At 31.6% G+C, this 22,641-nt stretch carries 29 protein-coding genes; 11 read left to right on the top strand and 18 right to left on the bottom strand.

What is annotated here, in order from left to right; translation table 4 throughout:
• The first annotated feature begins 187 nt into the window (after positions 1–187).
• The gene (locus MAGTDC_RS01690) at positions 188–379 is read left to right on the top strand and encodes a hypothetical protein (RefSeq protein ID WP_146656788.1); all 192 of its coding nucleotides are present in this window, start codon (positions 188–190) and stop codon (positions 377–379) included.
• Between the two features lie 789 nt (positions 380–1,168).
• On the opposite strand, the gene MAGTDC_RS01685 is transcribed toward MAGTDC_RS01690, so the two are convergent.
• On the bottom strand, positions 1,169–1,441 hold the full coding sequence (locus MAGTDC_RS01685) for a hypothetical protein (RefSeq protein ID WP_146656787.1): 273 nt from the start codon (positions 1,439–1,441) through the stop codon (positions 1,169–1,171).
• A gap of 1,035 nt (positions 1,442–2,476) precedes the next feature.
• Here MAGTDC_RS01685 and MAGTDC_RS04575 point away from each other — a divergent pair.
• Together MAGTDC_RS04575 and MAGTDC_RS04570 are read left to right on the top strand one after the other, a co-directional pair.
• Positions 2,477–2,617, top strand: a complete 141-nt coding sequence (locus MAGTDC_RS04575) for a hypothetical protein (RefSeq protein ID WP_192573055.1) — start codon at positions 2,477–2,479, stop codon at positions 2,615–2,617.
• A 130-nt stretch (positions 2,618–2,747) separates the two neighbouring features.
• Complete coding sequence (locus MAGTDC_RS04570) at positions 2,748–2,888, top strand: hypothetical protein (protein ID WP_192573054.1); 141 nt, start codon at positions 2,748–2,750, stop codon at positions 2,886–2,888.
• 527 nt (positions 2,889–3,415) lie between these two features.
• Here MAGTDC_RS04570 and MAGTDC_RS01680 read toward each other — a convergent pair.
• The 3 genes from MAGTDC_RS01680 to MAGTDC_RS04560 form a co-directional block, all read right to left on the bottom strand.
• Entirely contained in the window at positions 3,416–4,504 is a 1,089-nt protein-coding gene (locus MAGTDC_RS01680) for a hypothetical protein (RefSeq protein ID WP_192573053.1), read from the bottom strand.
• A 304-nt stretch (positions 4,505–4,808) separates the two neighbouring features.
• Positions 4,809–4,967 carry a hypothetical protein gene (locus MAGTDC_RS04565; RefSeq protein ID WP_192573052.1) on the bottom strand — a complete coding sequence of 53 codons (159 nt, stop codon included), beginning with the start codon at positions 4,965–4,967 and terminating at the stop codon, positions 4,809–4,811.
• 146 nt (positions 4,968–5,113) lie between these two features.
• A complete protein-coding gene (locus tag MAGTDC_RS04560) occupies positions 5,114–5,269 on the bottom strand; it encodes a hypothetical protein (protein WP_192573051.1) in 156 nt (51 codons plus the stop codon).
• Positions 5,270–5,803: 534 nt separating this feature from the next.
• Between MAGTDC_RS04560 and MAGTDC_RS04555 the strand changes: the two genes are divergently transcribed.
• Entirely contained in the window at positions 5,804–5,980 is a 177-nt protein-coding gene (locus MAGTDC_RS04555) for a hypothetical protein (RefSeq protein ID WP_192573050.1), read from the top strand.
• Positions 5,981–6,576: 596 nt separating this feature from the next.
• Here MAGTDC_RS04555 and MAGTDC_RS04550 read toward each other — a convergent pair.
• The 6 genes from MAGTDC_RS04550 to MAGTDC_RS04540 form a co-directional block, all read right to left on the bottom strand.
• Positions 6,577–6,735: a hypothetical protein gene (locus MAGTDC_RS04550; RefSeq protein WP_192573049.1), complete on the bottom strand. Its 159-nt coding sequence runs from the start codon at positions 6,733–6,735 to the stop codon at positions 6,577–6,579.
• 234 nt (positions 6,736–6,969) lie between these two features.
• The gene (locus MAGTDC_RS05485; protein WP_146656785.1) at positions 6,970–7,263 is read right to left on the bottom strand and encodes a hypothetical protein; all 294 of its coding nucleotides are present in this window, start codon (positions 7,261–7,263) and stop codon (positions 6,970–6,972) included.
• Between the two features lie 36 nt (positions 7,264–7,299).
• Positions 7,300–7,443 carry a hypothetical protein gene (locus MAGTDC_RS04545; protein WP_192573065.1) on the bottom strand — a complete coding sequence of 48 codons (144 nt, stop codon included), beginning with the start codon at positions 7,441–7,443 and terminating at the stop codon, positions 7,300–7,302.
• A 142-nt stretch (positions 7,444–7,585) separates the two neighbouring features.
• Positions 7,586–7,897, bottom strand: coding sequence for a hypothetical protein (locus MAGTDC_RS01670; RefSeq protein ID WP_278046916.1), 312 nt, complete (start codon positions 7,895–7,897; stop codon positions 7,586–7,588).
• Positions 7,898–7,951: 54 nt separating this feature from the next.
• Positions 7,952–8,281 carry a hypothetical protein gene (locus tag MAGTDC_RS01665; RefSeq protein ID WP_146656783.1) on the bottom strand — a complete coding sequence of 110 codons (330 nt, stop codon included), beginning with the start codon at positions 8,279–8,281 and terminating at the stop codon, positions 7,952–7,954.
• A gap of 810 nt (positions 8,282–9,091) precedes the next feature.
• Positions 9,092–9,388, bottom strand: a complete 297-nt coding sequence (locus MAGTDC_RS04540; RefSeq protein ID WP_192573064.1) for a hypothetical protein — start codon at positions 9,386–9,388, stop codon at positions 9,092–9,094.
• 50 nt (positions 9,389–9,438) lie between these two features.
• On the opposite strand from MAGTDC_RS04540, the gene MAGTDC_RS01655 reads away from it, so the two are divergent.
• A complete protein-coding gene (locus MAGTDC_RS01655; protein ID WP_192573063.1) occupies positions 9,439–9,666 on the top strand; it encodes a hypothetical protein in 228 nt (75 codons plus the stop codon).
• 171 nt (positions 9,667–9,837) lie between these two features.
• On the opposite strand, the gene MAGTDC_RS05480 is transcribed toward MAGTDC_RS01655, so the two are convergent.
• Together MAGTDC_RS05480 and MAGTDC_RS04535 are read right to left on the bottom strand one after the other, a co-directional pair.
• Positions 9,838–9,966: a hypothetical protein gene (locus MAGTDC_RS05480; protein WP_278046915.1), complete on the bottom strand. Its 129-nt coding sequence runs from the start codon at positions 9,964–9,966 to the stop codon at positions 9,838–9,840.
• A 984-nt stretch (positions 9,967–10,950) separates the two neighbouring features.
• Positions 10,951–11,115 (bottom strand): hypothetical protein, encoded by a 165-nt coding sequence (locus MAGTDC_RS04535; protein WP_192573062.1) that lies wholly within the window; start codon positions 11,113–11,115, stop codon positions 10,951–10,953.
• A gap of 1,235 nt (positions 11,116–12,350) precedes the next feature.
• On the opposite strand from MAGTDC_RS04535, the gene MAGTDC_RS01650 reads away from it, so the two are divergent.
• Both MAGTDC_RS01650 and MAGTDC_RS01645 read left to right on the top strand, forming a co-directional pair.
• The gene (locus tag MAGTDC_RS01650) at positions 12,351–12,608 is read left to right on the top strand and encodes a hypothetical protein (protein WP_192573061.1); all 258 of its coding nucleotides are present in this window, start codon (positions 12,351–12,353) and stop codon (positions 12,606–12,608) included.
• Positions 12,609–12,976: 368 nt separating this feature from the next.
• Positions 12,977–13,294 carry a hypothetical protein gene (locus MAGTDC_RS01645; RefSeq protein WP_146656779.1) on the top strand — a complete coding sequence of 106 codons (318 nt, stop codon included), beginning with the start codon at positions 12,977–12,979 and terminating at the stop codon, positions 13,292–13,294.
• Between the two features lie 215 nt (positions 13,295–13,509).
• Here the strand turns inward: MAGTDC_RS01645 and MAGTDC_RS05475 are convergent, their stop codons facing one another.
• From MAGTDC_RS05475 to MAGTDC_RS01630, 6 genes are all read right to left on the bottom strand, one after another.
• Positions 13,510–13,641 carry a hypothetical protein gene (locus MAGTDC_RS05475; protein ID WP_278046914.1) on the bottom strand — a complete coding sequence of 44 codons (132 nt, stop codon included), beginning with the start codon at positions 13,639–13,641 and terminating at the stop codon, positions 13,510–13,512.
• Positions 13,642–14,565: 924 nt separating this feature from the next.
• Positions 14,566–14,712, bottom strand: coding sequence for a hypothetical protein (locus tag MAGTDC_RS04530; RefSeq protein WP_192573060.1), 147 nt, complete (start codon positions 14,710–14,712; stop codon positions 14,566–14,568).
• Between the two features lie 4 nt (positions 14,713–14,716).
• Positions 14,717–14,983, bottom strand: coding sequence for a hypothetical protein (locus tag MAGTDC_RS01640; protein ID WP_146656778.1), 267 nt, complete (start codon positions 14,981–14,983; stop codon positions 14,717–14,719).
• A gap of 533 nt (positions 14,984–15,516) precedes the next feature.
• A complete protein-coding gene (locus MAGTDC_RS05470) occupies positions 15,517–15,642 on the bottom strand; it encodes a hypothetical protein (RefSeq protein WP_278046913.1) in 126 nt (41 codons plus the stop codon).
• A gap of 209 nt (positions 15,643–15,851) precedes the next feature.
• Positions 15,852–16,040: a hypothetical protein gene (locus MAGTDC_RS01635; protein WP_278046912.1), complete on the bottom strand. Its 189-nt coding sequence runs from the start codon at positions 16,038–16,040 to the stop codon at positions 15,852–15,854.
• A 583-nt stretch (positions 16,041–16,623) separates the two neighbouring features.
• Positions 16,624–16,806 (bottom strand): hypothetical protein, encoded by a 183-nt coding sequence (locus MAGTDC_RS01630; RefSeq protein ID WP_146656776.1) that lies wholly within the window; start codon positions 16,804–16,806, stop codon positions 16,624–16,626.
• 1,348 nt (positions 16,807–18,154) lie between these two features.
• Here MAGTDC_RS01630 and MAGTDC_RS01625 point away from each other — a divergent pair.
• From MAGTDC_RS01625 to MAGTDC_RS04515, 4 genes are all read left to right on the top strand, one after another.
• Positions 18,155–18,568: a RuvC family protein gene (locus MAGTDC_RS01625; protein ID WP_146656775.1), complete on the top strand. Its 414-nt coding sequence runs from the start codon at positions 18,155–18,157 to the stop codon at positions 18,566–18,568.
• Positions 18,569–18,620: 52 nt separating this feature from the next.
• Positions 18,621–18,791: a hypothetical protein gene (locus tag MAGTDC_RS04520; protein WP_192573058.1), complete on the top strand. Its 171-nt coding sequence runs from the start codon at positions 18,621–18,623 to the stop codon at positions 18,789–18,791.
• A 1,780-nt stretch (positions 18,792–20,571) separates the two neighbouring features.
• Positions 20,572–21,450 (top strand): ribose-phosphate diphosphokinase, encoded by an 879-nt coding sequence (gene prs, locus MAGTDC_RS01620; RefSeq protein ID WP_192573057.1) that lies wholly within the window; start codon positions 20,572–20,574, stop codon positions 21,448–21,450.
• On the top strand, positions 21,437–21,580 hold the full coding sequence (locus MAGTDC_RS04515; RefSeq protein WP_192573056.1) for a hypothetical protein: 144 nt from the start codon (positions 21,437–21,439) through the stop codon (positions 21,578–21,580). The genes prs and MAGTDC_RS04515 overlap by 14 nt, the downstream gene beginning before the upstream one ends.
• Positions 21,581–22,641: the final 1,061 nt, after the last annotated feature.

Here is a 22,641-nt window from a genome sequence, read left to right as displayed (position 1 = left end):
TCTTAAATGAAATGTTTAACTTGCTAATGATCGGGATGTTACAACGTTTGAACAACACAATGGTGTCACCGAAATGATGTAAATATCGTGTTTAAATGTTGGTTGTTGATGGTTTGGTTTTTGTATGTGTAATGCCAAACTAAATGATGAGTCGATTTAGATGTTGTTAGTGTATTATAAAGTTTAGGTGATATGATTTGATGGCAACCTCTGATTTGACAACACAGATGGAGTACATCCCGATTCAACCACACCTCGAATTAAGGTAATAATCAACACAACCTTCATGGTCGATAACAACAAAAAACCTTTATCTGGGTTGTTACAACGTTCAAAATCTTGTACAACGTTTCTATCTAATAAATCCAACTTTGATTAATTATGTTAAATCCAACCATATGTTGTCAATGTGTCCTTGAATAAGTGGTAACTTGTATCGAAGATTTGTGTTTGAATATTAGTTATTTGAATCATTGGAACGGAACCAAATCGTTGTTTTGTTGGTTTAATCTTTCGAAACGGTACAACGAAGGGTTGAATAAACCAATCTAACTGACATTGATCGTGGTTCTTTAAAGCCAATGGTGTTGTAAACACGTTTCAGATCAACCAACATGTATTGTAAGAATTGGTATACCCTATGACATCACGATGTTTTAAAAAAGAAACACAACGTTTGGTGTCGGCATTAACATGACATGAAATATGTGTGTAAACATTGAATTATATCGACTAGATCATTGGTTTGACAAACGAATCCAACACAAATGAGAAGTAAACACTATGATTATCCCGTTAAAACATCAACAGGTCGTTTCATGCCAACAAAAATACTTCATCAATGGGTTTGAAATAAGTTTAATCAAATTGAATTACAGCTTACAACCGATAAGTTAATATGTCGGATATATTCTTATAAAACAAATCTGTTAACCTTTGATCTGTTAAGCTTAACTCGTTGTTTACAGCTTCTAATGCCACTAATACTCTCGGTGTTTGAACTTAAGCAACATCCGGTTGTTAACATCATTCAAAACTTATGTTTTCATGGTTAATTCAACAGAACACATGATGTTATAGAAGCGGATTTAATGCTTAAATTAGATGAGATTAACATCTTCGTTGGCTTATTTGTTCATTAAAACTTCGGTTAACTACCACAAAATGTTTAATAATTTAATAAGTTACAAACACATAGACAATTTAACAACAAACACCATGGTTTTGTTTTAGTCATGGCAGTATAATGTGTTGGCACGTTGTTCGTTAATTTTAATAAGTTGTGAATATAAAACAGGACTGTTGCCGATCTTAGAATGTTGTGAACGTTGAGCCAACACATCCGGTTGTTGCCAAACGTTTGTTTCCATGTTGAATTAAATCGAAGTTGTTTACTCTTAATAAATTTTATTGTGTTATCGGATATTTGATTAGCCATCAAGGTGGTACAGCTTGGGATTTAGTAAGTTTAAACGAAAGCCATTTCAGTGGCTGTTACTAACACATGTTTAAAGATTTTTGTCAACACCGTCACCTACAACAACCGTTGATACTGGTGTGTTTGAAGTTTTTATCACAGAATCCGACATCAGCCATTAGTCCAATGTCCATCAATAGGATTGATAATACTAGTTACATTTCAAACATTGACATGTTGTTCGATTTTGTTGTTATCATCAATCTTAGAACAAAAAATTAACTTCAACAGTTACAAACATTCGGTTTAATTAAGTTTATTAATAATAGTGATTCACATGAGTTACGGTTTTAAACTACTCAATGTACCTTATGTTTTCAATCAGGTTTCGATTCAAAAACAACCACATATACATGTTGTTAGCACAACATTTGGTAGCATGTGTTTTGTAAGTTATTTAAGTCGTTTACAGTTCATTTAAATCTTTGATAACTTAGTCGTTATAGAAACAACAAATGTGGTTAAAACCGCAACATGATGCTGATCTGAATATGACATTTCAGAGAATTGGACCAAGTTCGTTAACCAATCCTCCTTCAACACAGTGACAAGCCAAACACATATTTAGATAGGTTCACTTTTGTTTAATAAAGAAATTAATGAGGTTGATAAGGTTGGAGATTTGAATTTAATTTAGGTGTTAACCACTCTGGTAACCATCCGTTTTGTCATTCATGTTTGAGTAGGTTTTTTGTTACATTTAGATAAACACATAACATAATCATAAATCATGATAATAAACCAGTTAACTACAGTTTGTTTTATCAAAATATTATCCGTTGTTCCTACGTTTTATCAAACATGCCAATAGCTTTCAATTCATCACACGAAATGAACATCTGGTGTCTTATCTTGTTACAAACACAACATTCATGTGGTTAAACATGTTAGGTAAACAACAGGTTGTTGTCTTGTTAGATAAATGAGTTTTGGTGTTACGGATGTTGTATGGGATGTTGTTTATAGGTTATACCGAAGATTGATAAATTAATATAAGGTTTGATACAGAACCGGTCGTTGTTTGATTTAATTCAATGATCAAGTATACAAAGGTTTGGAGGTAACCGTATCCTGGAGGTTGATAAACGTTTAGTAAGATTCAATGTAACAAGCAATTCTGTACATGATGGACCAGCATAACATAAGCATTGTCATTCGATGAAAACAATGTGTCAAGTTTGTTGTTAGTGGGATAGAAATAAGAGATGAAAAGCCAATGATAAGAACTGTTTAATCAAATGGTGTAATGTGGTAGGGTGAAGTGGTAAACATGTGTTTGATCTCGATAACGTTAGAGATACCGATAATTGAACAACAGGTAGGTAGTGTTGGAAGTATGTTTTTGTTAATGTTATGTCATGATTGAAGATTATTGATGAAGGATATAACAACGTTTTATATGAGATGTTAACATGGTAATTGTATTAATGACAACCGAATTAATCGGAAGGTTGTATGTTAAATTGTAACAACATGTTGAAGTGTTCGAATGTTTGGTTATGAGGATGTTGGTTGTTAACGAGAAAACTTAGTGATATGAAATAGGATATCGATTGGATAAATGGTTACCACATTTGTAATATGTCATGGTTATTAACGGTTACATGCACGTTGGTTTGTTAAATTATACATTTGTTGAATGAATGGTTAACACTGATCCATATGTTTATGATTAAAAAACCAAACGTTATAATCTCCTGATGATTGATGTAATTGGGGTGTTTAATTGTTATACTTAGGAATTGGTTATAAATCTTGGAAAGAACTGGATGTCATTGATAAATGTTGGGTTAATGGGTATAAATTGTTGTTAATTTACTATCAAAGGTAAACTGATGTTGGTTACTTGTTATAATTGATGGATTTATGACAATTTTGTGGTGTTATAACGTTGTAGCTGTTACAGATGTTGGGTTTTTGGTTAGCAACACGAATTAGTTATTCATGTGGATCTTCACAAGGAAGATCGATTGGTTTGTTTCTAGAATATGCCATAATGTCAGGACAATTTATTTCTTTGAACTTAACGTTTGCACTTAATAACAATTGTCTAACCTCTTCCTTTGATAAACCAAGATCCGAACCTATGTTGCTAAGTGATAATTTATCATTACTGAGTTTCTTCAATCTCACCGATCTTTCTTCTGTTGGAGACATCAACGCAAGCTTAGCGGTTGTTATAGAGTCATAAATGTCTGTTATGTCTAGTTCCACATCGGGTTCAACAGCTTCGTTTTCACTGATCTCGATATCATCGTCTGCAACGGTCTCATGTAGATCAGAATCGTCAAGACAATAATCTAAAGATAATTTCTTAAGCTTAGCCATTTTGTTGTCCTTGGCATCAGAGTTTTTAATATAGTTCAACCCACCGTTGTCTTCGATTATCTTTTGAACAATTTTTTGTTTAACTCACTGTTTAGCATAAGCACTAAAATATTGATTACTCAAGAAGTTGAACCTATTGATTGATATTAATAATCCTGTTGTTCCGGTTGCAATTAACGTTGGCCTTTGAATACCGTAATCACAATATGCAGCTGAAATATTCATTGGTATCCATGAACATGCTTCAAACATTTGACGTTTGATCTTTCTAAGCATACTATCTATTTTCAACATAGAAACAAGATGTGTTAATGACCGTTTTTGATGTAAACATATTAACCTAACAACATCAATGTTCTGTTTAACAAATGACAACAAAATATGCAACAGTTGTATAACCTTGTAATCTGGACCAAGTTTTATCAAAATGTTGGCAATACATCAATGAGTTCTCAATGAACTTCGGTATAAAACAGCCTTGTAAAGCAACCTTATTAAGGAACATGATCTACATTTACATGACTTAAATCAAGAATTATTCTCACTTCCTTTTCCTTCCAAATAGTGTATATAACTTCGTTCTTGTGAATAATTATCGATTTGGGAAGAACAGTGATTATTAAGCTTAAAACTATTGTAACTTGAGTTTATATCTAATATTTCACAGACATCCAAAACACATGAATGTAATCCTTCCATGATTAGATAGAGAAATTTTATTATTATCGGCGACTTGATAATGTTAACAAATAACATAAACTGCAACTTACAAATCATGTTATGAAGTTTGATCTCTGTTTTCTTCGAGTAATCTATTTTAAAATCCATTTAAACTGATCGATTTACACATCTATTTACCAACCTGTAGTCGTTAATGGTAAACATAACTGAGAAGATGGTTTGTTACGTTTAAACAAATGTAATTCTAAAATGAATATGTCATATAAACATAAAACTAATATTTGTTGATAACAACACATAAATTATTAATATTTGATAGAGTTTAGGCCATTGATCAATGAGTTTTCATCTTATTACTTAAATGTTCGTTAGTTTCCTTATAACTTCCATTGATTCCAATTAATAATATACCAAAGGACATGGACGTTGTTATCAGTTGTTTCCTACTATTAATGTTAAGAATCGATCCATTAAGTTTCATTGCTAATACAACACGATTGAAGGAAATAGATCTTAATGCCAGTCAATAAGTTTTTCAATATCAATAGGAATTAACAGATCAATGAGCTTAGACCTTAAACCTGCATGACCAATGACATCTTGTTTCATGTATATTTTTTTTGGTCATTAAACAACTTCGTTGACATGGCCATTATCGTTTAATCCATTATACAACAAATTATTACATGATAAACCTACACTAACAACGTTACCTCCAACATCATGAACATCACCTTTCACTGTTGCCATTACTACAACGTTGTTGCTGTCACTTCCATTCATTTACCTAAATGTTATCACAACAAGATGTTAATTCCACCTTCCATCACCATTACCTCTCGTTGTTCTTAGTTCAAACATGTTCATTATCACTACAACAAACTCCCTACAATGTTGTTACTCCCATCCATACCTCCATCCTATAACTTACAACACAGCTATATCCCTTTTACCAATTCTACTAAACTCTGTCCATATATTCGTCATTTAAACAACATACAGTGTTTCAATCAAACATTTAAATCCATCCCATTATTGTTCATCATGTTTTTTCAAACACCTATCAGATAGTACAGAACTTACTGTTAAACCAAGGTTGAATTTAATCTATCGATAACATCGTTTCACTTAATCATTAGTGACATATGTTAATCCTAATCTTATTCCTGTGTTAGCACAGGACATTTGGTATCAAACGTTCGTTACAATAACCACAAACCAACGAGTTAAACATATAATTTGGTAAACATACGGTGTTCCCATGCCTTAGCATGTTGTTATCTTTGAATACAAATGATAAATTCGATACAGTCAACGTTGGATTCAATTCCGAATAAATACATACTTACTAATTCAATGTTTTTAATTAATTCTAAAACATTTAGACCATGTTATCCGATTACAATAGCTATTTCAAAAGTATTTGAATCTGTTATTACTTCTTCATTGGTTGGAACCACCTTCCTGCGTTTGGCAACGCAGATACTCCTTTAGTAAATTTCTAATCGTTGTTCAATTGTTATAACCTTTCCTCTTTCATCGGAAACAATTACAAGCGGCAAACATCCGTACATCCTGATTAATCTCACTTTATCTATGAAGTGGTCGTTCCATCCTTAAACGATATAGAATTAACAACCATCTGTGTTGTTCCATGCAGGTTAAAAAGTACATGTTATTTGTAATGATCTATCATAATTGGTTAATGATGATAAAACAGGTCCGGTGTTAATCAAGATCAAGGATGTTGAAATCTTTACCTCCAGAACCCAATAATACATCATCCATATTTATATCTGAATGTTGTTCTGTTTACCAACATTGTTACATTCCAACGTTCGAAGATTTGTTCGTTGTTCTTGATGTTGTATCCTTAAACCCACTTGATCCTGATGAAACTCGTTCATTCACCGATCCCATGAAACATTTGTTTTAACTGTCATCGATTCTGATCCGACTAATAAACAACCATGCCAAACGTCAACATCAACGAAGTTACTAGATTTATTAAGTAAATTAAACTTAACTTGTTTTGAAACAAGTAACCGAAAACAGGAACATAATCACCTGATAACATGTGTACGGTTTCTTTATCTAACTTTTTTAAATCTGTTTAGTACAATCAATGGCATACTGAACGTGTTTGCTCTTTGTTCGAAAGAGGTGTATTCAGATATATCCGTGTTGTTGTCAATAGTGTTCGGATAGTTCAGAGATATATCGGTTCAGGTTTTGGTTCAAACGGTCACAACTTAGCCAACGTTTATAATGGTTTGGCATAGCTAATCGAATGGTGGAATGGTTGTATGTTTGGTCGGATAAAATCATTTCAGGATACATCACTTGTGGTTACCGATATTACTTAATCCATGTTCAATCCTCGGTAGTTTTATATGAGTTTAAGTAAACAAAACAGGATGTATGTTAACATTCAATGTATCAAAAAAATATAGTTTCTATCACTAACATGTTTACATCCGTATTTAACATGTACCATTTTGTTGTAAACTTATTACCATTTCGTTGGATGAAATGTTCCGATATGTTGGTTTTCGATGCACCGAAAGTACGGATGAACACTTTATTCGTTGGATCAACTGACCAACAACAAACCCACAACGTTTATTGCAGAACGAACACGTTAATCCTGTTCTTTTCACTATTAACACCAACATTTTGTTATTTTTAATACAAGTTATTACCATAATCTGATTGAGTAATTTGGTTTTAATTTGAAGGTATTTGTTTCAATTATAACCATTCCCATTTACAAACAACTCTAAACAACCCTTCTCTATTAGTCTTAGGTTTAATTATGTTCAAACAGGGTTGTTACCCTGTCCACCTTCCTCCGACATAGTACCTACCGTTAACTTAATTTTTCGTATCTGAATGTTGACAACAACATCCGGTATTAAATCCACCTCTCTTTTCTTTCCAATATTAATAACGACCATACAAACGTTGGCTTAATTGACTCTGTATTGTTCACTAAGAATTCATCTTTAATCGAACATGAATGACCGAGATATTATAAACTATAAACGGTCATAACATTAACAACCTTTTGATAATACTTTAACAACGTTGTGTCCGATTCTACCCGATTCTAAACCAACAAACCCTCCCTACCATAGCAAGTAATCCTCCCTTCTTCCAATAATATACTCCTTCCATCCCACACGTTTTAATATCCAATCAATTAAGTAAACCCATCTGATTGTAAGATACAACCACCAATCATCTATGGTTTTTTAATTTATCAAACAAAATATCTACAACACAGACATTAGTCATATACTTCATGTTGACTTCATTGAAACCAACAAGGGTAATCACTACTCTTTCCGTTAAATTCATGTGTTCATATGGTAGAAACAACCGTGACATGTTGTCTGAACGTTTGGTCATCATGTTATTTTCGGTGATACAACAGGTTCATGATTTTATCCTTGTAAATGGGTTTTACCCATCAATAGTTGTTAACTTTTTGTTTGAAACCGGATGATCAATGGTATTTAAAAACAAAATCATCCATCTTTTATCAAACCAACTAATACCTCCACGTTGATGTTCAAACGAACAAATAGAGTTTATGCCATCTATTGGATTGGCTATTCACATGCAATTACTATTCGGACAACGTTCGAATTCTTCACTATAAACCTTTCGTTTCTTGAAACAATTAGATTTTTTAATATCGATTATATCACTTTTAACAACCTGGACATATGTTGTTATCCGGTTGTAATCACTACGTTTTGGAACAACTTTGGTTCCGGTATTATAAACCAAGTCGTTTATGTGATATCAAACATTATCCAAAAACCAGTACTTGTTAATATAAAGATAAAAATGTGTGTGTTAACCCCATGGTAGTTGGATGTTGTTGTAATTTTTGAATACAGAATTTATAAAGCCAATTGTTAACACATTTCATATCAGCATGAAGTATTATTTACCACTAAGCCCAATTAAAACTATCAGTAATCATGTTAATAATCGAAGAAACCATAACTCGGAACTAATGTAATTACCAAGATAAACGATCCGATGCGATTACATTGGGTTGTAAGCAATCGAATTAACAGCATTAATAAACCATTAATCTATCTTGATATCTGGCAACGTTTTGGAACGTTGGAACGGTCATAAACGTTTATGAGAAAAGACTCGTTGATCTCGTCTTATCTGGCCGATATGGATGATGAAATTGTATAAACAACGAACCACAACAGACAACCAAACATTATCTACCATTACCCCGTTATAATCTCGATGTCATTGATGTCTAAATACCCGAAGCCAACGTTGTGATAATGTTTTCCATGTTTTGTTTTAATATCGATAGATCAAACGAAGAAATTGGTTGTTCCTTACTACTTAACATGTTGTTTTAAGCCAACGCCAACGGGTAGTTAACTCTTAATCCCTTTTCATGCTTCGTTTCATCTACATCGGCATTGATCTTATCCTGACGGATATAATTTACCAATATTAGATAAATCATCTATTAAAACCTAAGACATTTCGATGTCACTTTCTTCGATCACAACACATAATCCTCATAACATTCAATGATCCCACTATCGGACCACATCGTTTCTAATCAAACACACAACCAAAACAAAACCTTAAACATCCAACAACATCATTTTGATCATGAAGTTGACAAAATTTTGTTTCAAATCGTTGTTTGTTTCAATAGATTTCAATTGATAGATATCTTAACATATCGTACACATGTCCATTAACATCCAGTCTCGATGCATCAATGCTATTCAAACCCTCTGTATTTACAACAATTCGATCACATCTGTGTTGCATAACTGCTAACGAATCCATGTTCTGCATTCAATGAACACAATTAACTCAACCGTTGTCAACGAACACACCATGCATTATTTCATCACACAAATAGATTACATTTTTACAACACTTCCATAACTTTTTTGTCCACTGTTTACATGAATTCTAAGCACATTGATTGATGAACTATAAGCTATAAACCCGGATGGATGTTGTTATCAGCATTTATAGCTAATATGATATATTTTTATCCAAACACCAACACGTTGATCGGAATTATTAATACTAACGAAAACAAAATCCAGCACCGGAATCTTCGGCCATCAGAACAGATGGATGGATACTTCCAAGCTACAACAACCCGATATTAAACATTGAATCCAAATTATCCTTGAATATCTTTCGATATACATGTTTTTCCCCATAACAAAGTTCAATACCACATCTTGTTGTTTCATCCAATCGATTCTGAAACGTTGTAGATCTTAAAACATAAAGAATTTCTGATTATTATTTCTATTACCACAACATGAAGAACATTACTAACTAACAAACAACAACATTACACCCTTCAAAGTAACTGGTATAACTTTGATCTTTTTAAACCAACAAATATCTTCCAAATTTACCATTACTGTGTTGTCAACCTTTAATACAATGGCAACATTCATAAGATTTCTTAATATCTTCAGGTATTGCTACAAATGTATACATCTGTGATGGTAATGCTGTTCAATATCAAGAAATAATTATCATTAGAGGATACTACCTTGTTAAAACAACGATCTGATACAAACCGAACTTAATAATGTTGTCGTTGGTAAATTAATAAATTGTACATCAAGGTTTTTATACTCCGTTTGTTTAAATAAGATTAATAGAATTCAAATTATAAATGACATTGATCTCTGAACCATGTTTATTAACAACGTCCATATAATCGGCATTCATATTTACAAATTTTTTATTAATTTCATTACATTTCAATCCAATTTTGTTTCAGGATAAAGAAACCACATGAATAATTAACAATGAAATACATTTATTCCGTTATTCTAACAACCCGTTTTAATTCATCATTCTGTTCACTAATGTCATTTTATATCCACCTTCTATCTATCGAGAATAAAAACGTTTACCAAAGATCAATTAATTATTTTATCAGTACCAAAACAACGATACATGTTAGTATTAACAACAAACGTTATCAACTTGTTGTCAACGACTGGTCTTGTTTGTTAACACATGATTGATCCATGTTATTGTACAATAATCGGCATTTATTAAAAACAGAACAACCCAGTGTTGTTAAATCACACCAAACATGCCAACATATATGCGGTTTTGTTAAAGTTACTTGTGTTATATGTTAAAACTATCTACTTCAATGTTTATACAACGAATTAAATTACTACAATAAAATCATTCGGATAATTGTTTCTAATTGATAAAACAACTTCATTTCGTTGGACCAACAAACCAACATCCGGATATACGATTATGATCCGTCAGCAACAAAATTAACTTAATTCTATCAGAAATAAATTTAGTTATACACCATAGGTATTTTATTAGCATATGCAACTATGTTAATTACCTCAATCGGATCTTGTTTGTGTTGTCATTGTTCTTACCACACACGTTTAGAATTTAACTTAATAAGTTTCATGTTCGTTGTGTTGATTACTTAAATCAAATCTTATCAAGGGTGGTATTAATAAATCAGTTATTAAACTAATACATGAATTTTTGGTATTAATTGAGTGTAAATAGGTCACAACGTTGTGGGTTTGAATCGTTAATGCGGTCGAAACAAACATGTCACATGATCCGAATTAGAATAAAATAATAATATCTGTTCGATATGCCAATACCCATAGGTGGTTTTTGTTGTTAACCCAATGTTTCATGTAATTTAATTAATTAATTCGTACTTGTTATCAATCTCCACCAAAGTATTCAGATAATATTATATCAATTTATTAAGCTTAGATTTTGTAACTTGTGTTTGTAAATTGTTTACAGAGATAATATAAACTGGATGTTAATACATGTTTAAACTAAACAAAAAACATAGATGATGGTTAGTATTGATATTAAGGTTAACAACAACCAAACAGGGTGATAATGTGTATATCAGATTATATAAATCGTAGAGTTACTGATAAAATCGTAATTAATTACAACATGCTGAACGTTGTTGTTTGGTTTAATTAACAAAAGAAATAGTCAATAACGTTGGACATAGGAGTGTTATGGGTATAACTCATTTAAAAGTAAACAAATGGGTGTAATATATCTAATAAATTATATGTACAAGGGATTAAATAAAGACAAACATGTTAACTGCATTATGTAAGGTTTACAATCTGTGTCATAGTTATGATGTTAACCATCGTTTGTTATTATGTAGTCATCTTAAGTCATATCGTATAGTAAAGAGTTCTGTTGTAAAAAATTTATAACAATTAGTTAGAACGAACGTTGTGAGCTGTTTAATTATACACATATAAGCAACCCAAATGGATCGAGAAACAAGAAAACAACCGAACTATTAAAACTTTGACAACGATTGTTTGATTGTTGTTTGGAATTCGAATCGAAACAACCACTGATTAAACTCCTATTACATTGTAAATCAAATGTGTACAATGTTTTGTTCGAGGTATTCTACGTGATTGGTATAATTGATAGAATAAGTTACAACCGTTAACGAAAACAACAACAACAAAAATATACTACTAAATCACTAACTACTAACAACGTTGGTAACAACGTCCAGTGATCTGATAGCCGGTAATTTGGACTATAACGATCAACTTGGTGAGTATTAAGGAGAAAGAAACCACAAGTTAACATGAACTGTTTTGTTCGATTTAAAGCTTAACTTTAACAAGAGAAATGGAGTTTAGATGCCAACGTTGTGACTAATATGGTGGATGATTAGAAATTTATAGTGATTAACATGTAGGAATGCATATCGGATGTAGTATTTGATACTTAATTGATAAATGTGTGTGGTCGTTGGCACCAAGTTAACAACAACCGACCATCAATGACATGTACAATTTCGAAACAACAAGGTGGCAACAGATTATCGTTTATAGTAATTTTAGTTGGTAGTTTGTTGCTTGATTTGTTAAGTTTGAATTGTGTTAATGCAAACGAGTGGTTGGGTTGGTGTTCAACAGAATGTTGTAGCCTGATGATAGATCCGAATTGTTCATCACCATCCTTTTTTATTCCAAAATTAATATTAACATGTTTTGTTTCAACCACTGTCATAAAAGAACAACTTTGTTGTGTTTGATAAAGATCCGATCAATAGATGTGTCAATATATCGTACACATGCCAGTTTACTACCATCCTCAACACATCGTTGCCGCTTAATTCCATCACATTTACGATGATTTACTGCAACGTTATCACATAACTACTGACAGGTTTTATGTTTATACCTGATGAATAACGATTAACCCACTTGTTGCAACGTCCATGCCATTCCTGATCACGTATAACAGACATTGTTCTCAATACCATTTTTGTTTTTGTTTCCATCCAACATTTATACAAAAATGTAAACATATTAGTTAATAAATCATAAGGCTTATAGACTTGGGTAAAATGATGACGTTAGCATCATTGCTAACACGGTATAATTTTGTTGTAACATCTGTGCATTGATCGGAATTGTTAACATCGAAGCAACAAAGTTCTGCATCGGAATTGTTGGCCATTACAACGAAGAGACAACATGTTTGAGCCGTAACAGCATCAATTTCAATCCCAATTCGAATTGTTTTCGAACATCTTTTGTTGTACAACGTTGTGATGTAATAAAAAAAATTAATACTCCAGTTATTCATCCGATCAATTATGACATGCCGAACAGCTTGAACAAGCAGTGGTTTTTTGTTATTAATTCTACCACTTTAATACATAAAACTGTTGCCACTTACAACGTTGGAATTAACATATTTTTGAAGTGGATAACATAATTCCGATCATCAAAAACCAACAAGTATTCTCCAAATTAACTGTCACTATCTTCACCAATCTCAAAACATTGTTAACAAACTTGTAATACTATTAATGTTTTTTTTGAGTGTTATTGAAGATGTAACGATTACAAAAAAGTGTGTTGTCCATACGTTGTGATAATCCCCATTATGACATGCCACCTTGTTAACACAATGTTTGGTATAAATTGGACTTAACACCGTTGTCATTGATGAATTAATAAATCAGACATTGGAGGTTTGAAACATTTTGTTAAACCTAAACAAACGGAGTTTGAATTATTAAGACCATCAATATCAGAAACACATATATTTACAACCCCCATGTGGTCGTTTTATATCATCCGTTTATTAATCCCGTTATAATCCGATTAAAATCTCACTTCGATTCAATGAAACAACTGAGTAATCGACAATAAAACAACGGTTCCATTCCAACCTGACATGAGTCAATCCATACCTCTTCATCACCCACATAACAATTTACCACATTTTAAATTAATTTATATCAGATATGACTTTGTTGTTCCAAAATAATATCACCATTGAAAGGCTGTTTTGATCGATTGTAAACAAACCAAACACAACAAATAAACTCACTTGTTCACCGTGATGTCTACATCGTTAAAACACAACAAATTTTTAGACAAAACGAATCCAATAATCCGATGACATATAAGGTTGTAATGCAACGGATATATTTCTATTCTCTGATACCATTTCCAACACCGGCTTGTGTTTAACTATCGAAGATCAGACCAACCATCGATAACCAACCCTCCCTCCATACCTAGATATTATAAACCTTGTATTACCCTAAGTTAAACCAAAATCCGACCGTTGTTAATCTGTTCCACTAATAAATTAAACACTATTATAACCTCTACTCTTACACCAAACGTCAAGCTTGAACTGCCAACGAAGCACTTAGATTCACTCGATAATTCCCTTATCCAATGAGTTTAAATCTTGATAATCTTGATGATATCAACAACATCATACCCTCCCTTCCTACATTTAAGACCATGAATTCTTTACCCTCGTTAGCATAACAACGTTGTCCATCCTTCTTCCAACCATATGTTTATCCCTCTAACCTACATTTCCAACCTCCATGGTTCTTGGCATAGATCTTATTCTTCGAATACAAACCCAATCCTACCTATCAAACATGATTACCTTTCCGAAACTTATACATCCGATCCTGTTTTAACAACAATCAAGATAATATTTGTCCAAACCAGAATGTTTTACCAACCTCGAATAAGTTTATGTCATCTTCCATCAATTAAATATCCGATACTACATCCGACACTAATTCCCATCTTTGTATTACCTCCTATAATTTCTAATCATTTCCATGGTACAACATCGTTGTTATCAATGCTGTAACACACCTTGTTATATCCGATCCACATCAAACGTACATGTTAATTTATCTTCATCGTTCCTATATTTGTTAAGACCGACCATTGTAACCCGATCATTGGATCATTTACTCATCATAACTACAACAACACAACTAGTATTCATAATTTTGGTGACATGTTCCAACGTTGTTACCTTATTAACAGCCATTATAATAACTTCTTCTCGTCAAGTTAAACCTTCTGTACTATCACCGAACCTTTCTATATCAAAGGATGTATAAACATCATCCGATTCCAATATCCTCGAATGTTTAATCGTGTTCGTTACAACGTTCTGATCTAATTATAAACAACAAACTAAACAAAGAAACCGACATTAGAACCTTGAACCAATTGCGGGTTACTATCTTGCCATGAATCATTGGGTTGTTCAGTTAACATGCGGTGTTCACATCAATTAAAACATTATCGGCATACTCGTTGCCAAACCTTATCGATGTTTGTTCAGCTATACGATATAATTCTTGAAGTTAATACCTGTTTGTTTAAACAGATCTTTAATATCATAACTATAACATGAAATATAAACACTTATCAACAACAACCAACGTCCTGTCTCCTACGTTCAATCATTCTGATCTATTTATATTAATTATTGATACTATTTGTTTAACTGATCGGTTTATCTAAACAAAATGTGTACACGTTGTTTTTGTTGACAACATATTTGGTGATACAACCTTCCAATAAATCAAACCACATAAAGGTAGATTTTAATATTCACACAATTATTATGGTTTTTGTTTCAACAACCTTGATAATTAATTTCTGTTACATAGTTGGGTATACTTCAGTGACATTCGAGTTTCGTTTGCTATCCGAATCCGTCATAATAGCAACCGCCAACATCATGGATCATCATTTTGCCATATCGTTGTCAACCAGATATAGAAACAACGGATTATTGAAGTAACTTGATGTGATTCGTTTTAACATTAATCAAATAAACCCAGAATATAGATTAATCCTGATGTTTCGGTTCGAACGTTGTAGCTAACAAAATCCAGTTGACAGATCTCACTTCCATCACATTCCATTCATGTTTTTGTTTAATAACTTGACCATGATGTATACAATTTTTCGTATTAGATGAGATATTAATAGAACTAATCTTTTAATGGAACGTTTACTTCCAGACCGTAATTCATGGCCAACCTATCAACAACCCAACTCTTTCATTCAATGGTCATAGTTTTGGTCTTCAGGTTGATGTGTTTCATTCTAACCATTATCAGAAAACATAATTTTGTTGTTGCTAACGTACCATCAATCGTTCAATATCCCGATACATCCATGTACACATGTTAATTGCAACATCTTCAACGAACCATGCCATTTAATCCCAACATGTTTACAGTGGTTCAATTACAACGTTGTCACATAATTGTTAACAGGTTTGTGGTTATATTTAATAGAAAAATTCCGATTAACCTCAACCGTTGCCAACGGCCATGCTTATAATCTTTTTTGTTCAATCACGATAATAGATTTCATTTCGTAGTTTCTGTGTTGTTTTAACATCCAACGTGTATACACATAAATGTTCGGATATATTGATAAGCCATAAGCTATAGATTTAGATTAGCCAAACATTGCTATTAGCAACAATAGCATACGTGTTTGTTATAACATCTATGGGTTGCTGTGGTTGATAACACTAAAAGATGTAAAACCAAACATTTGGTGTGTTTGATAATTGAATAGAGGATCGGATGTTATAAGTTCAAATAGGATCGATTTTAACTTGAATTAGAATTATCTTTGGATATCTATCATTATCAAATGGCTTTATAACAACGTTCGGTGTCCTATTTTTGTTTGATTCGATCGGGTTATTTATATTAAATGGTTTTAACAAATGGTGGTTTCAATTAGTGTTTACCGCTTCATCGTACGAAATCTGCCATCTGAAACATCGGAACTACATCCATCAAAGTAGCTAATACAACCCTGATCCTTCGGGATGACAAGCGGTCAATCAAACCAACATGAGTGTTGATATAATTCTTCTATTAAACTTAAAATCAGCTCAAACAAAATCATAATACCTTTAACACACACATTTTTTGATATGTTGCTGTTAATGTATAATCTGTTTTAACAAACCAGAAGACATATGTGTTCAATGTTAGGAGTAACTACCATTATGAGCTGCTACCTTGTTGCAACAAACGTCTGGCATAATCGAACTTATCAATATTACCATCGATAGATTAATAAACTAGTCACAACAAAGTTTTGTTTTAAAGTTGTCTTTGGTCGTTGGCATTAAGCAAACGGAACTTGGGGTGTAGAATGACATCAATATCTTGGGTATTGTTTGTTTATGATTTCTATATAGTTAAGCCATATATCGTAGATCCATCTGTTTTTGTTGCGGTCAAATCAGCCCTTTGTTTGAGTTAAAATTACATGAGCAATTAACAATTAAACACGTTCACTTCTTATTCTAACATCCGTTTTAGCCCATCATTCACATTGATATCGTGTTAACACATAGGTTTTCAGACCCATCAATGGTAAAGGTTTAACCAAGTTCAATTAATTATCTAAAACCACTAACAAAAATCTCAACATATTATAAGTGCCAATAACGTTATCGGCTTTGTTGTTGATGAATCAGAGTTTGTTTGAAACAACGGCCATGTTATCGACCAAACAATTGACATTTATTAGATCGGCACTAACAAAAACAACCTTGTTAACCTCAACAACATGGCAATGTCTGGACGTTGGTAAAGTTGTTATTACAGGTTGTTGGTTTTTTTTGATTCAATTGATTGTGTAACGGATTAAGTTGTTCCAATAAGGTTATCGGATAATATCTTCTAATTGATCCAAGATTTTAGTTCACATGACAACGAAATCACTGTTGGATACAACGTGCATGGTATGTTGGTAACAAACGGGGAGTTAATTCTATTAAAACAAACGAAATGACTCGATTGTACACAAGAATGGTGTCACTGATAATATCGATTGTGTTCACATTAATTACTCCAACTGAATGTTTTATGTTAAATCGTTGTAATGTTTTCTCTTCGTGTTGTCTAGACCATTTCTTGTTTGATAATTCGTGGTTATTATACCATCTATGCTTTAAATTAAGGTTCATACCGAATGTGGGATAATTAGTTATGAGATAATGGATGGACTTTGTTGTTAATTAAACAGGAAATACAACTAGCTGCTGTCAATGTTCTATGTCATGGTTGGACTTATCTGGTACATGTCAACGTTTGGTGTTAGAAATGATAACAGAAAACACATGAATACCACATTAATTTTGTTTAATTAATGAATAAATTCCGTGTTGTAATACCAACGGTCATCTGTATATTTGTTTAACATAAAGTTTGATATTATGCCAAGAATATGTTGTAATTTTGTTGTAATTAAAGGATAAAGAATGGTAACAATAGTTAGTTTTGATGTAGGAAAAGATACCGGCATTGTTGTTGCTCGTGTGTTTTATCGAAACATAGTTGTATTAACAACTTTCGTTGGTTTTAGAGTTTCAATGAAACGTTTGCTTATGCTCCGTAATAATATTAAGGGACCGATTGTATTCGTTGTAGGATTACCAATAACAATGTGTTATAAGTTTAGCAATAAAACTAAATATATCATTGATTTGTGTAACGTTTTAAGAACAACGTTTAAGCTACCCGTTGTGTTTCAAAATGAGGTATTAACTTCTAAATTATATTCACTTTGGAACAGGGACGTTGTATCGTCGTGGTTGATTTTGAATAGATTTTTATCTAGATTAAACATAAACGTTGTGGTTAACAACGTCCATGGTAGGTTCGATTGTTTCTAGTACGTTGTGATTAAATTTATGAAGGAGAATTATAACATAAAACAGACCAGTCTTGTTGTTAGAGGGATATGATGGCATGTTTGAAGGTAGGAATGATACTCATCAGGTTTTTTGTAACAACATCTTCATAAGGAATAGAACAGACAGATATTCTTGATGTTGTTATGGTGAAATGTTTAATGTGGAATTGTTGTTGTTAGAAGGAATCGGATTGTCAAGATAAACCAGACGATAGTTAAACATGGATGGTCATGTGTTGTGGTTAATTGAATAGAAATGTAGTTGCTGTTGTGGTAATTTGGTTTGGTGTTGGGAACAACACAGGGTGGAAATTAGATTTAACTGAGATCTATAAGTGAATGTTTTAAATCGAAGATTGAACAACAAAATGTGTTGTCAGGATTAAGACTTGTTTGTTTGGACCGAAATAAGATAAAATTTTTGTGTGCCATTAACAGTATATTTTAATTGTGGTAATGTTAAATGATGTTAACATGTTTGTTTATGAGCTTAAACTATTGACCTATAACGTTGACGAGGTGTCGGATTGCCAACGTCCATGGGTTAGTGTTTAGCATAAATCTTTGATAGAAAGATGTGGTAATAGTTACACCGTGAATTTATAATTATTTTTAATTTATATCAATTAACACATTATGTGATAGATATAAATCGTAGGATTTAGATGGTAGGTTGGCAATATCAAATCTGATAACATCAAATCATGAAGATGGATATGGACATATTATATCTGAACTTATACTAAGCATGAAGAGGGTTGACACGTTTTATTGTAATATCTAATAGTTATGACATATTGGATAGTTTAAAAGAAAATTCATCAATTGTGGAAAGCTAATATTTGTATAATTAGATATGGATGTATGGATTTTTGCTTGTGTTAACATAGGTTTTAATATGCCATTGTTTTGTTTAATTTCTACCAAAACATAGACAACTTATAATTTCATTAACAAAAAACAGTTTTGATGTAAATATGACTAATTTTTGTAACAGACTCTAATTCTAAGAACGTTGTGTTTTTGATGTAAATTTTGTTATGTCTTTAAAAATTTCAACATAAAGTACATCCAGCATCGATTAAACAGATCTGAAATAGTTGTAATATTGGGTTTATGATTAAGTTTTGATAATCGACATTAAAACTTCATTGAGTTTAAATAATTATTATCAAACGAACTGTGAAATCTTATTACATTTTGGATAAGAACGGTGTGTATTAATTCGGGGAAATGTAAATAAGGTCATATATTAATAACGGTGTTTATAATTGATAACAATAATGTATGAAATTAAGTGGGATATTTGGACCTAAATCATTGCCAACGGATTCATGGGTACTAATCTATAATCGAAGTATCAAACTTTTTTACCATGTTTCTTCTTTTTAAAAAGAGAGATATAACATGCCATTCTTTAATCTAAACTGTTAAGTTATAACCAAACGTTTGGGTAATTTGGATCAATTTCTTGTTGAAACAGGATGTACAATTTTCTTAGTATAAACATAAGTATGTCTTGGTTTTGGTTGATGAATAATGGGGTCAATGAGGGTGTTTCCTGAACGTTGCTTATGACCATGAAATAATAGGATTAATATTCATGAATAATATGTTTTGAGTATTAACATCTCATAGGTTTCTGATCTTTAAATCAATATTTTGGTCAGTGTTATGATAACCTGTTAAATCGTTAAATTGTTCTCATTTAACCAGTATAGATTAACATAAAATTTATTATCATCGTTGGACTGTATTTCTAACATCAATGAATTATAGAAACATATAGATAAAATGAAATCGTTGTTGTTATACTGAACGAATATAAACTTAAATACTAAGATGTAGTTTTAAGAGAAAGATGTAATCAATCAGAATTTTGGTTAACAATTATAGTCATATATTAGTAGCAATTAATAAAATTGCATTTATAATTTATGGTATCTTTTTTGTATACAAAGATTATTAACACATCGAGTTAAATTGAAAATTTTTTCATCAACTAATATAAAACTCTTTGAACAAACACGATCGTATTTTAACATTAGAAACAAAAATGTTAGTGTTAGTAGATTTTCTGATGGTGAGATGATGGTTAAACTGGAAGAAGAGGTCTCCAATGAAACGGTTGTTTTAATTCAATCATTATCAGCCCCAACTAGTGAATCAATAATTCAAACTTTGTTTATTATAGAATTACTCAGACAGGCTTGTGCAAAACGAATAGTATTAATATTAACTTATCTATGCTATGCCAGACAGGATAGAAGAATATGTAATTTATCTCTTGTAACTTCCAGTATTATTTGTAAATTGTTAAACAATATCGATAGCGTATATGTTGTTGAACCACATTGTCCTTATTTGTTGACATATTTCAATGTACCAAGTTTTGAAATCGATGTGTCACCTCTTATCTGTGAGCATATTAGCAGAAATTATGATTTAGATAATGTTGTTCTAATAGCAATAGACCATGGAGCACAAAAACGTACTGAGAAGATAGCAAATTCGCTTGGTGTTGTTCAATTAAATGCAATAAAAATCAGAAGTACAGATGGTTTGAAAACCATGTTATATGTGAACAAAAGTTTAGTTGGTAAGATCGGAATAATAATTGATGATATCATAGATACTGGTAATAGTGCTAAGCAAATTGCCAATCAATTAGCCAACGATCACAAACTAAACAGGGTGATAATGTATTGTTGCCATGCTGTTATGTCCAAGGGACAACCACAGATAGATTTGATCTTTTCTAACTCTATACCAGGAAGAACAGCAAAATTGGATATAAGTTACTTGTTGAGTAGAGTAATAAAATATAAATTAATGAATAAAACCGGACATGGATTGTTTTAAATTAATAAACAGAGATGAAATCGAAAGTAATTTGTGTTGTAAAACAGAATTAAAACATTTCAATGTTAAAACAACAACGACCAATAACCATGTAATACCTGTAAACTTGTTGGAACTGGAATGGTTTTAAAACTTGTGTTCAAACAAGGTTTCTTCTATCAAAATAATTATGACTGTAATATTGGCTCATATATCAGATTTGCAATAAAGATTAAACACAAAAACATAGGTCATCATCGGATGTGTTATAATTTTCTTAACATTAGTTCCTATTATCTTCGTTAGTGGAAACAAAATAATAAGTTCTGGTAATATTTTTAAATTATATCCGAACTTGTTGTAACGAATAACATAAATTTAATACTAATAATATAAAATCTGTATCTTTTAACTACCCAACAATCGATGTGTATAGTGGTTTTATAACTTTAATTACAAAAACTTAGTAAACATGTCAGAGATGGCAATAACATCAACATATTAATAATATATTAAATATACCTATACATTTATCATAATATTGATATAACAACAGTGCCTCTTTGTTGGCATAAACTTCTATATTAAATATTATGATTATTTGTTGTAAAGTTAATTCGATTCGTTTATAAACAACGGTCAGATTATCACCATGAATGTTGTTATGTTTTTACTAAACATTGTTATGTTCGGTAAGATATTAACCACTCGTATTATTAGCAACACAGCTTTGGCATATATTCTTGATTTGTTTAAGACAAATTTTATTATTTTGATATTAGTAGATAACAACATACAATGTCCATGGTTTGTTGCTTGTTAATTAAAAAAATGGATCATTAGGTATCGGAATTTAATCCTCAATAATGTATTAATTCATATTATTAACACAACGATTGACACCGAATGTTAGTTAATTTATATTAAGTTAACCATAATACTATTTATATCTGTTACGATTATACAGAATAAGAAACACAACCGATTTTGTTGCAAACGACTGCTTGTCGTATAATTCAAATGTTGGTGGTTAAATAATCGATCATTATGATATGTAATTTATCGAACTGATTAACTTATCAGCTATTAATCCGTACCCATTATGACTAACATATTAACTTGTTATCCCCAACACCCAGTTTTGTTGTGACCATCTTTGTTTACCAAAATTTTGTATCCGTTAACCTCTAACATCCATTTTATTATCCCATT

The sequence above is a fragment of the Candidatus Hodgkinia cicadicola genome (genome assembly GCF_002774925.1).
The sequence above is the reverse complement of the archived record's forward strand: the minus strand, read 5'-3'. Positions and strand labels throughout refer to the sequence as shown.